Raw genomic sequence first — 10,891 nt, forward strand, 5'->3', positions numbered from 1 at the left:
GAGCGGTCTGTGAAATACACAAGTTGTACAACGCAGGCCGTTTCGTATAGCTAAGCTGAAAAACGATAAAGCATCAGGCAACGGCGCTCGTCAGTCGTTCCTTTCACCTGCGGCCTGCTGGCCGCGCCAACCGAAGAGGCAAGGATGACGATTTCCGCCCACGTGCCAAACACCGTCGATGCCGACCCGCTTGACGCCCTAGCCCTGTTGCATGGCGCCATCGAAGCGCGCCTGGCAGCGCTGCTGCCAGTGGCAGGGCACGAGCGTGACCTGGTGGCTGCGGCCATGCGCGACTGTACCTTGGCCCCAGGCAAGCGCCTGCGTCCCTTGCTGCTGGTGCTTACCGCCCAGGGCCTGGGTGGCTGCCCACAGGCGGCCCTTGAGTTGGGCTGCGCGGTGGAGATGGTGCATGCGGCCTCACTGGTGCTCGATGACTTGCCGTGCATGGACGACGCCACCCTGCGCCGTGGCCGCGCCACGTTGCACCTGGCCTTCGGTGAAGACGTGGCGGTGCTGGCGGCCATCGCCCTGCTGACCCGCGCCTTTGGCGTGGTGGCGGGCCTCGAGGGAGTGCCGGCGCAGGTGCGCACGGACCTGGTCTGCACGCTGTCGGCGGCCATCGGCAGCGAGGGGCTGGTCAAAGGGCAATTGCAGGACCTGCGTGAAGGCGGGCGACCACGTACCGCCGAGCAAATTGCCGAGACCAACCAGCTCAAGACCGGCGCGCTGTTCAGCGCCTTGCTGAGCATGGCCGCGCGGCTGGCCAACGCCGGCCCTGGCGTGCACGGGCCGCTGGGCTCGCTGGCCGAAGAGCTGGGGCAAGCGTTTCAGCTCTACGATGACCTGCGCGATGCCGACCCCTCCTGCGGCAAGGACGTCGACCAGGACCAAGGCAAGTCGACCTTGCTGGCGTTGTATGGCGAGGCGCAGGTGCTTGAGCGTCTGCAGTTTCACCTGCTGCGCGTCGAGCAGCACCTGGCTCAGGCGTCACTGGCCGAATCAGGCGTCAACCTGCTGATCCGCAAGGTGTTTGCCTGTGCCGAATCCAACGGCCGGGTGCAGCTGCGCAAATAGCTGAGCAGGGCAGCGCTCACCCTGAAGGGTGATGGCTGGCGTCGTTGCCGCGTGCAAGAATCGTTGCCATGAGAGCCCTCGCATGGGATGACGACGATGAGCAAAGACCGGCTACGATCGCCTGACTGGTACACGCACCTGGCGCGGGTGGTCGATGCCCAGGGCACTGCGGCTTTCGTCGAGGCGCTGTTCGCCGCGCTCAAGCTCATCGCCCCTTGCCAAGCCATCACGGTCTTTCTCTACCCGCGCAAAGGCTTGCCCTCGGCCCTGTTCGAAAAGGATGACGAAGGCCCTTGGCTTCCCGAAGGCAACATCCACAAATACCTCGAAGGCTACTACCTGCTGTGCCCGTTCTATCGCGCCTGCATGGACGACATCGCCCCCGGCTGCTATCGCCTGAGCGATGTCGCCCCTGACCATTTCAAGCGCAGCGAGTATTACCTGGCGTTCTACCAGCATGCTCACCTGGAAGACGAACTCAATTTCATCGTCCCGCTCAACCCGCAGCTGACCATTGCCGTGGCCCTGGCCAGTACCCAGCGCCTGGACCGCCAGCACGTCAACGACCTCAAGTGCGTGGCACCCTGGGTGGTTGCCAGTGTGCGACGCCAGTGGGGGCACCTGGACGGCGAGGCCCTGGGCGGACGCTTCGAAAGCGCCCTGGGCCGGCAGATTCATGCGGCGCTCAACAACTTTGGCTCTTCATTGCTGACTGACCGCGAATGCCGCATTGCCCAGTTCCTGCTGCGCGGCCATTCCACTCGCTCGCTGGCCGAGCGCCTGGGTATCAGCGAGGACACGGTCAAGACCCACCGCAAGAACCTCTACACCAAGCTCGATATCGCCAAGCAGTCCGAGCTGTTCTCGCTGTTCATCGACTCCGTGGCCCAAGCGCAGGAAGGCCTGAGCAAAGACCCACTGGAAAGCTACTTGCGAAGGCGCTGAACGCGCCGCTCACTCCGCCCCGTTTCAACTGTCAGCGGCCTGGCAGGGGCCTCCTGCACGCCGCGTTTTACCTGGAGAACGACAATGAACGCACCGCTCCACGCCCAGCTTCAAGCCCAACGTGACACACGCGACTACCAGGCCAGCGATGCCGCGCACCATATTCACGCCTTTCTCGACCAGAAGGCCCTGAACGCCGAAGGCCCACGGGTGATCGTCGGCGGTGAGCGCCTGCACCTGTGGGACAGCGACGGCAAGCGCTACCTGGACGGCATGTCGGGCCTTTGGTGCACCCAGCTCGGCTATGGCCGCAAGGACCTCACCGCAGCCGCCGCCGCGCAGATGGAGCGACTGGCGTACTACAACATGTTCTTCCACACCACCCACCCGGCAGTGATCGAGCTCTCCGAGCTGCTGTTCAGCCTGTTGCCCGGGCACTATAGCCACGCGATCTACACCAACTCGGGTTCCGAGGCCAACGAGGTGCTGATCCGGACCGTGCGCCGGTACTGGCAGGTGGTGGGGCAACCAAGCAAGAAGATCATGATTGGCCGCTGGAACGGCTATCACGGCTCGACCCTGGCCGCGACTGCCCTGGGCGGGATGAAATTCATGCACGAAATGGGCGGGCTGATCCCGGATGTGGCGCACATCGATGAACCTTATTGGTACGCCGCCGGCGGTGAACTGTCCCCGGCCGAATTCGGCCGGCGCTGCGCTTTGCAGCTGGAGGACAAGATCCTCGAACTGGGCGCCGAAAACGTCGCCGGGTTCATCGCCGAGCCGTTCCAGGGCGCGGGGGGCATGATCTTCCCGCCGGAAAGCTACTGGCCGGAAATCCAGCGCATTTGCCGCCAGTACGACGTGCTGCTGTGCGCCGACGAGGTGATTGGCGGCTTCGGTCGCACCGGCGAATGGTTCGCCCATGAGTACTTTGGCTTCGAGCCCGACACCCTGTCGATCGCCAAGGGCCTGACCTCCGGTTACGTGCCCATGGGCGGTCTGGTGCTGAGCAAGCGCATTGCCGAGGCCCTGGTCGAGCGCGGCGGTGTATTCGCCCACGGCCTGACCTACTCCGGGCACCCAGTAGCGGCGGCGGTGGCCATCGCCAACCTCAAGGCCTTGCGCGACGAAGGCATCGTGCGCCAGGTCAAGGACGACACAGGTCCCTACCTGCAGAGCATCCTGCGCGAGGTGTTCAGCAACCACCCACTGATCGGCCAGCTACAGGGCGCGGGGCTGGTCGCGGCGCTGCAGTTCACCGAGGACAAGGCCAGCCGCAAGCGCTATGCCAACGAGAACGACCTGGCCTGGCAGTGTCGCACTTACGGTTTCGAGGAGGGCGTGATCATTCGCTCGACGCTAGGCCGGATGATCATGGCGCCGGCGCTGGTGGCCAATCATGCCGAGCTGGACGAACTGGTAGAGAAGACCCGGCGCGCGGTGGACCGCACGGCGCGCGGCTTGGGCGTTCTCTGAACAGAAAAAGGGCCGCAATGCGGCCCTTTCGTTTGGCGACGATCAACCGTCAGTTTGGCGCACGGGGGATGGTCTTGAGCAGGTCTTCGGGACTGATGTGCCCGACCACCTGGGCCACCGCACTGCCAGGCGTCGGCAGGTCGATGATGTGGCTCTTCATCTTGCCAATGATGTGCATCTCGCACGGTTTGCAGTCGAATTTCAGGGTCAGCACTTCGTCGCCCTGAATCAGCTGCATGGGCGCTACCTTGGTGCGCACACCGGTCACGCCCTTGGCCTGCTTGGGGCAGAGGTTGAACGAGAAACGCAGGCAATGCTTGGTGATCATCACCGGCACCTCGCCGTGCTCCTCGTGCGCCTCGTACGCGGCGTCGATCAGTTGCACTCCGTGGCGGTGGTAGAAATCCCGAGCCTTCTGGTTGTACACGTTGGCCAGGAACGACAGGTGCGATTCCGGGTAGACCGGCGGCGGCGTGGTTTCGGCCTTGCGGCTACCACGTGGATGCGCCTTGATGCGCGCAGCGGTCAGCGCTTCGACGGCCTCGCGGCGCAGGGCCTTGAGCTGCGAGTTGGGGATGAAGAACGCCTGCGGGGCATCCAGCTCGATGCGCTCGGCGTGGTACAGCGTGGTGCCCAGCTGGCCGAGCAGGTCGTGCAATTGCTCCAGGGCTTGCTGCGGCTTGTTGGCGACGCCGAACGGGCCGTCCAGGGCTACTTGCACGCTGACGCCTTCTTCACTGGTCACGCTGAGCATCAGGCGTTGTTCGCGCAGCGCCGCGTGCCAGTGCACGCCGACCCGGCGTTCGGCCGAGGTGCGCTGCAGCGCCTGTTGCCAGTTGTGATCGAGGTTGCGCGACAGCGGATGATTGGGCCGCAGCTTGTGCAGGCCGTCGGGCATCTCGTTAGGCTCGACCCGGTACCGATAGCGTTTCTGGCCGTCTTCTTCGAACTCGCCGCGCGGCTCGGCGATGTTGGCACGGAAACCCACCACTTCACGCTTGACCAGCACATTGAGGCCATCGCCATTGGACAGCGGCACTTCGGTGACCACCTGCAGATCGCGTTTACCGACTTTCTCGACCACGCCCACGGCAAGGCCGGTGAAGGTCGGCGAGTCGAAAGCGCCGATATCGACCTTGCGGTCGGTGACGAAGTAATCGGTGCTGCCGCGGTGGAAGGTCTTGTCCGGGTCCGGCAGGAAGAAGTGCGCGGTACGCCCGCTGGAGGCACGCGCCAGCTCTGGACGACCTTCGAGGATGGCGTCGAGCTCCTTGCGGTAGTGGGCGGTGATGTTCTTCACATAGCCCATGTCCTTGTAGCGACCCTCGATCTTGAACGAGCGCACGCCGGCATCGACCAGGTCGGCCAGGTTGGCGGTCTGGTTGTTGTCTTTCATCGACAGCAGGTGTTTCTCGAAGGCAACTACCCGGCCCTGATCGTCCTTGAGGGTGTAGGGCAGGCGGCAGGCCTGGGAACAGTCACCCCGGTTGGCGCTGCGCCCGGTCTGGGCATGGGAGATGTTGCACTGGCCGGAGAAGGCCACGCACAACGCGCCATGGATGAAGAACTCGATGGCCGCGTCGGTGTGTTCGGCGATGCGGCGGATTTCCTGCAGGTTCAACTCACGGGCCAGTACCAGCTGGGAAAACCCGGCCTGGTCGAGGAACTTGGCCCGCTCCAGGGTACGAATGTCGGTCTGGGTGCTGGCGTGCAGCTCGATGGGTGGGATATCCAGCTCCATCACCCCCAGGTCCTGGACGATCAGCGCATCGACGCCAGCATCGTAAAGCTGGTGGATCAGCTTGCGGGCGGGCTCCAGCTCGTTATCGTGCAGGATGGTGTTGATGGTGGTGAACACCCGCGCGTGGTAGCGACGGGCGAACTCGACCAGCTCGGCGATCTCGCCGACCTCGTTGCAGGCATTGTGCCGCGCCCCGAAACTCGGGCCGCCGATGTAGATGGCGTCGGCACCGTGCAGGATCGCTTCGCGGGCGATGGCCACGTCACGGGCAGGGCTGAGCAGTTCCAGGTGATTCTTTGGAAGGGACATGTCGTTATAGATTCGGGCTGTCACGGGTTAGGGCGGCATTGTAACGGCGAAATGCCCGGCTGGCACCTTTGGGTGCCCAGAGGTGCCAGCGGGGCTAGATGCCGGGTCGTACTCAGAACTGATAGGCCAAGCCAGCACCCGCATACCACGACCTACCTGGCGCCGCCTCGTAGTAGCGGCCATTGCCGTCGCCGACGATTACCGAGCCTACGTACTGGCGGTCCAGCAGGTTGTCCAGGCGCACCAACTGGTGGAAGGTCCACGGCCCCAGGTGCTGTTCGAAGCGGGTGCGCCAGTTGAACACCGCATAGCTGGGGGCGGCGTGCTGGTCGTTGCTGTCCTCGACGTATACCTTGCTGCGGTATTGCCCTTCGATGCCCATGCTGATGCCATCCCGCGGTTTCCATACCAGCTCGCCGAACAGGCTGCTGCGCGGTACGCCCGGTAACTGGTTGCCTTTGTCGATGGTGCTGGAGCCTTGGCTGAAGGCCTCGTCGTAGGTGGCATCGAGCAGGGTATAGGCCAGGTTCGCCTGCCACTGCGCAGCGAGCTCGCGCTGCACGCTCAGCTCGAAGCCTCGGCGCAGGGTCTTGCCGGCGTTGCGGTAGCTGGTGCGGCCATCGGTGGAGGCAGCCACGACGATCTCGTCCTTGGTGCGGATCTCGAACAGCGCCGCGTTGATGCGCGTGCGCTGATCCGGGCGCCACTTCACGCCCAGCTCGTATTGCGTGCTGGTGGCCGGCTCCAGGTTGAAATTGAAGCCCTCCAATGCGCCCGGGGCGTAGGCCATCTCCGCCTGGGTAGGGGTCTCGAACGCCTTGCCCGCGCTGATGTAGCCGTGCAGGTCGGGAGTGAAGGCATACATCACCGACAGGGTCGGTGTGGTGCGCTGGTACTTCTTCGAACCACTGGCATCGCCGTTGGCCAGGAAGTGATCGTCGACCTGCAGCTGCATGCTGCTGTGGCGCAGCCCTGCGTCCACGGTCCAGCGCTCCAGCTCCCAATGTGCCTGGACATAGGGGTCGAGGCTGGTGGCGGTGTCTTTCTCGTCGCGGCGTAGCTCGCCCTTGACCCCCAGGGTGTCGCCGCTGAAGTTCTGGAAGCCACGGCGGTCGTCACGGCTGCGATCGTAGTCGGCGCCGAAGGTCAGGGTCAGGTTGCCGGGTGCGGCGGTGATCGGCTGGATCCAGCGCAGGGTGCCGCCGTGGAATTCGCGGTCGAAGTCGACCACGCCGCCGCCGCGATTGTTCGCAGGCGTGCCGCGTGGAATCGACAGGTACTGAATGACGCTGCGTTTGCCGGCATACAGGTTGAACTGCAAGGTCGCATCGCCAAAGAAGCGTTCATAGTTCATGCCCACCTGCTGATGGTGGATGCTCTTGCGCGTGTTGTACTCCTCGGCGCGCGCGGCTACCGAGCGGGGATCGTCCTTGTAGCCGGCCCAGGTCTGGCCGAGCGGGTCCTGCGTGCCGTTTTGCTCCAGGGTGCTGAAGATCAACGCCAGGCGGCTGTCGGCGTCGGGCTCGACGTGCACCTTGGCGAAGGTCTGGTCGCGCCGCGCCGCGCTGTGGTCACGGTAGCCGTCGGTGTCCATGCGCGAGGCATCGACCAGGAAGCCGGCTTGCTCGCTGCCGCCCTCGCTGTAGACATGGTTCTTGTTGAAGCCGTCGCTGCCGAACGTGGTTTCGGCACCGACCTTGGGCGGCCCGGCGCCATCGCGGGAAAACATCTGGATGACCCCGCCGGCATTGCTGCCATAGATGGCCGAGGCGGGGCCGCGCAGGACCTCGATGCGATCGGCCACATCGAGGTTCAGCGAAGCCGCCTGGCCCTGGCCATCCGGCGTGCTGGCCGGGATGCCATCGCTGATCAGCTTGATGCCGCGGATACCGAAGGCCGAACGCGCACCATAGCCGCGCGAGGAGATTTGCAGGTCCTGGGCGTAGTTCTGGCGGTTTTGCACCACCAGGCCCGGAACACGGTTCAAGGCTTCCGACAGGTTGACGCCCAGTTGCCCATCGCCAATCTGGCTGCGCTCGACGGTGTCGATGGAGTAGGGCAGGTCGAAGCTTGGGTTCGGCGCATAGGTGCCGGTCACCACCACCGGCTCCAGCAGGTTGAAGGTGGCGGCGGGTTCAGCCAGTGCGTGCGGGCACAAGCCCAGGCTGGGCAGCAAGGCGATCAGCGCTTTGCGGCGAAAAGGGGGGTAAGACATGCAGCTTCCTGCTCGAGGATGAAAAAGGCCGGCGCCGCGACGCGGGCCGGCTGTGCCAGGCATTCGCAGTTTAGCCCTTGGCGGCCATGGCGGTGACTTCGACACGCATGTCCGGGTAAGCCAGCGCCGCGACGCCGACCGCCGCGCGTACCGGCCAGGGCTTGCTGAAGAAGCGCTGGTAGACCTCGTTGAAGGCGGCGCGGTCGGCCATGTCGGTCAGGTAGATGGTCAGGTGCATGACCTTGTCCATGCCGCTGCCGGCCTTTTCCAGTGCGGTTTTCAGCGCCTGCAGGGTCAGCTCGCTCTGCGCCTGGATGCTGCCCAGCACCAGGTTGCCATCAGCATCGGTCGGGATCTGGGTAGTGACCAGGACGCCGTTGAATTCGGCGACGTCCGAGGAAATCGCCTCGGCGTCGGTATCGGGGGTATAGATGATGCTTGCCATGGGCTTTGCCTTGCTACGGAAGAAAGTGGCAAGCCTACGCGAGCAGGGCCACAGGGTCGAGTCGCAGGCCCAGCGAGCGCGTGCGCATTGTAATGCCACGCGGTGACCGTCAGAATCGCCGCCGATTGTCGAGCAAGGGGCTGGAGTTGAACCAATACACATTATCGCAGCGCCTGGAGCGGGTGGCCGCGCAGGTGCCGCAAGGGGCACGCCTGGCCGACATCGGCTCGGACCACGGCTACCTGCCGGTAGCGCTGGCGCTGCGCGGTGTCGTCGCCGCAGCAGTGGCCGGTGAGGTCGCCGATACACCGTTTGCCTCAGCGCAGCGCAACGTGCGCCGCAATGGCGTGGAGCATCGGGTCACCGTGCGCAAGGCCGACGGCCTCGATGCGCTCGAGGCCAGCGACGGCATCACCGCCATCAGCCTGTGCGGCATGGGTGGCAAGACCCTGTGCGAGATCCTCGAACGCGGCAAGGACCGCCTCGACGGCCAGCAGCGCCTGATCATGCAGCCCAATGGCGACGAGCGCGAGCTGCGTACCTGGCTGATGAACAACGGCTACCGCATCGTTCATGAGGAATTGCTGCGGGAAAACCGTTTCGACTACGAGATCATCGTTGCCGAGCCGGACTCTAGCGTGAGCTACAGCGCACAGGAGCTGTATTTCGGCCCTGTGCTGATGCGTGAAAAAAGCCCGGCCTTCATCGGCAAATGGCAACGCATGTTGCGCCAGAAGCAGCAGAGCCTGGCCAACTTCGCCCGTGCTCGCGATGCCGTCGACCCCGAGAAGCAGCGCGCCTTTGCCTGCCAGGTTGAGTGGATCAACGAGGTATTGGCTTAATTCACAGGCCGTAGGGCACCTAGCGTGATAGATTCCTACATCGAATGTAAGAATAGTCGCTCAAGGAGCCTGCTCGATGGACATGCTGCACGCCATGCGTACGTTTACCAGGGTGGTGGAGTGCGGCAGTTTCGCCGCCGCTGCCAATGCCTTGGATATCTCTGCTGCGCAGGTGTCGCGGATTGTCGCCGAGCTGGAAAACCGCTTGCAGACCCGTCTGCTGCACCGCACCACTCGGCGCCTGCGCATGAGCGAGGCCGGCGAGCGGTTCCTGGAACGCGCGCGGCAGATTCTGGCGTTGACCGATGAGGCCATGGACGAAGCGCGCGGCGCCCACCTCAACCCACGCGGGCGCCTGCGCCTGCACTGCCCGCATGGGCTGGGCATGCTGCTGATGCCGCTGGTGGCTGGCTACAATGCGCTGTGTCCAGAGGTGGTGATCGAGCTGACCCTGTCTCAGCGCAATCCAGACCCGCTGGCCGAGGGGCACGATGTAGTGATTACCGTGGACGAGGCTTTGCCAGACTCCCAACTGATCGCCGTGCCATTGGGCACCATCTTCAGCATCCCCTGCGCAGCGCCCATCTATCTGGAAGCGCACGGCATACCTCGCCAGCCACAAGATCTGCTCGAGCATCGCTGCCTGCGTATGGCGTACCCGATGCATGAGGGTGAATGGGTGTTTCAACAAGGGCAGGACGACTGCGTGATTGCGCCGCGTGACAGCTTCCAGACCAATGTGGCTGACGCCATGCTGGTGGCCAGCGAACTGGGCATGGGGATTGGCTTGTTGCCGTTCTATACCGCTAGCCAGGCGATCGAACAAGGCAGGCTGCGCCGAGTGTTGGCGCCGTACCGACTACGGCAGAGCGCATTGTATGCGATCTATCCGTCGCGGCATTACCTGGACGCTAAGGTCAGAACCTGGATCGACTACCTCAAGGAGCAATTGCCGGCCTTGTTCGAGCGGCATGCGCAGGTGGTGGATGATCAGCGGTATTGGTCGAGTGCTGGGTGATAGGCAGCGCTCTGTGGAAGCGACCCGACAGGGCCGTTCCACAGAGGGGCTGGATTGTGCAGAGGGTTGTAAGTAGCTCAGCGGCTATCTTGGTCTTCAGCGGTACCGCCGGTGTGCCCTGCGCCCGAGCCGGTCGCTTCGCCCGTGCTGTTGGAGCCACCCGCTGCGCCATCGGCCGCGTCGGTATTGCTGCCGGTGTCGGCGCTGTCGTTATCCTTGGTGCCGCCTGGGGTATTCACGCTGCTGCCTTCACCGGCGGTCTTACCGCCGTGTTGGTCGGTTTTCGGATGGGTATCGGTATTGGTGGCGGTGGCAGCATAGCTGGCGGTCGAGGCAACCCCCAGGGCGAGGGCGAGCATCAGTGCGTTAATGCGGGTCATGGCAATCTCCTGGGTGGATAAGCTGTCAGTCGTTTGGCTTTCCGGGGGAGGCCAAGTGCCACTGGCCCGACAGACGGTTAGGGGAGGGCTGTGGGGTGCACGTCTTGGGTGGCATGGTGATGCGCAGAGCGAGCGCCGCCCGCGCGGCGCTCGATTATTGCACCTGCCCCTGTACGGCAGCTGCTTCACCCTCAGTCTCCAGCGGCGGATGCTCCTGAAACAACCGTACCAGCGAGCGCCGCCCGCGCGGCGCATCGCGAGCTGCGCTCGCTCCTACGTTTGTTTTGGGCCAATCATTCCTGGGAACTGCGCGCGCCTGCCAAGCGTCATTGGCTAAAAAACAAACCGTAGGAGCGAGCGCAGCTCGCGATTCGCCGCACCGCCGCGCTCGATTATTTCACCTGCCCCTGTACGGCAGCTGCTTCGCTCTCAGGCTCCAGCGA

The 10,891-nt window shown here is 64.3% G+C and carries 9 protein-coding genes; 5 read left to right on the forward strand and 4 right to left on the reverse strand.

Annotation, left to right across the window (positions count from 1 at the left end):
• The first annotated feature begins 144 nt into the window (after positions 1-144).
• The 3 genes from ACLEJW_RS22740 (at position 145) to ACLEJW_RS22750 (ending at position 3,498) form a co-directional block, all read left to right on the forward strand.
• Entirely contained in the window at positions 145-1,074 is a 930-nt protein-coding gene (locus ACLEJW_RS22740) for a polyprenyl synthetase family protein (RefSeq protein ID WP_145193433.1), read from the forward strand.
• A gap of 96 nt (positions 1,075-1,170) precedes the next feature.
• A complete protein-coding gene (locus ACLEJW_RS22745; protein WP_440778291.1) occupies positions 1,171-2,019 on the forward strand; it encodes a helix-turn-helix transcriptional regulator in 849 nt (282 codons plus the stop codon).
• Positions 2,020-2,103: 84 nt separating this feature from the next.
• Positions 2,104-3,498: an aspartate aminotransferase family protein gene (locus ACLEJW_RS22750; protein ID WP_440778292.1), complete on the forward strand. Its 1,395-nt coding sequence runs from the start codon at positions 2,104-2,106 to the stop codon at positions 3,496-3,498.
• A 49-nt stretch (positions 3,499-3,547) separates the two neighbouring features.
• On the opposite strand, the gene ACLEJW_RS22755 is transcribed toward ACLEJW_RS22750, so the two are convergent.
• From ACLEJW_RS22755 to ACLEJW_RS22765, 3 genes are all read right to left on the reverse strand, one after another.
• The gene (locus ACLEJW_RS22755) at positions 3,548-5,548 is read right to left on the reverse strand and encodes a peptidase U32 family protein (protein WP_440778293.1); all 2,001 of its coding nucleotides are present in this window, start codon (positions 5,546-5,548) and stop codon (positions 3,548-3,550) included.
• A gap of 112 nt (positions 5,549-5,660) precedes the next feature.
• Positions 5,661-7,763: a TonB-dependent receptor family protein gene (locus ACLEJW_RS22760; RefSeq protein ID WP_440778294.1), complete on the reverse strand. Its 2,103-nt coding sequence runs from the start codon at positions 7,761-7,763 to the stop codon at positions 5,661-5,663.
• Positions 7,764-7,833: 70 nt separating this feature from the next.
• On the reverse strand, positions 7,834-8,208 hold the full coding sequence (locus ACLEJW_RS22765; protein WP_440778295.1) for a RidA family protein: 375 nt from the start codon (positions 8,206-8,208) through the stop codon (positions 7,834-7,836).
• A 146-nt stretch (positions 8,209-8,354) separates the two neighbouring features.
• Here ACLEJW_RS22765 and ACLEJW_RS22770 point away from each other — a divergent pair, with 146 nt between their 5' ends.
• Entirely contained in the window at positions 8,355-9,050 is a 696-nt protein-coding gene (locus ACLEJW_RS22770; protein ID WP_440778296.1) for a tRNA (adenine(22)-N(1))-methyltransferase, read from the forward strand.
• A 76-nt stretch (positions 9,051-9,126) separates the two neighbouring features.
• Positions 9,127-10,068, forward strand: a complete 942-nt coding sequence (locus ACLEJW_RS22775; protein WP_313301360.1) for a LysR family transcriptional regulator — start codon at positions 9,127-9,129, stop codon at positions 10,066-10,068.
• A gap of 77 nt (positions 10,069-10,145) precedes the next feature.
• On the opposite strand, the gene ACLEJW_RS22780 is transcribed toward ACLEJW_RS22775, so the two are convergent.
• Positions 10,146-10,448, reverse strand: coding sequence for a hypothetical protein (locus tag ACLEJW_RS22780; RefSeq protein WP_145193418.1), 303 nt, complete (start codon positions 10,446-10,448; stop codon positions 10,146-10,148).
• Between the last annotated feature and the right edge of the window lie 443 nt (positions 10,449-10,891).

The organism is Pseudomonas sp. SMSB3 (assembly GCF_052041965.1).
Lineage (GTDB): Bacteria > Pseudomonadota > Gammaproteobacteria > Pseudomonadales > Pseudomonadaceae > Aquipseudomonas.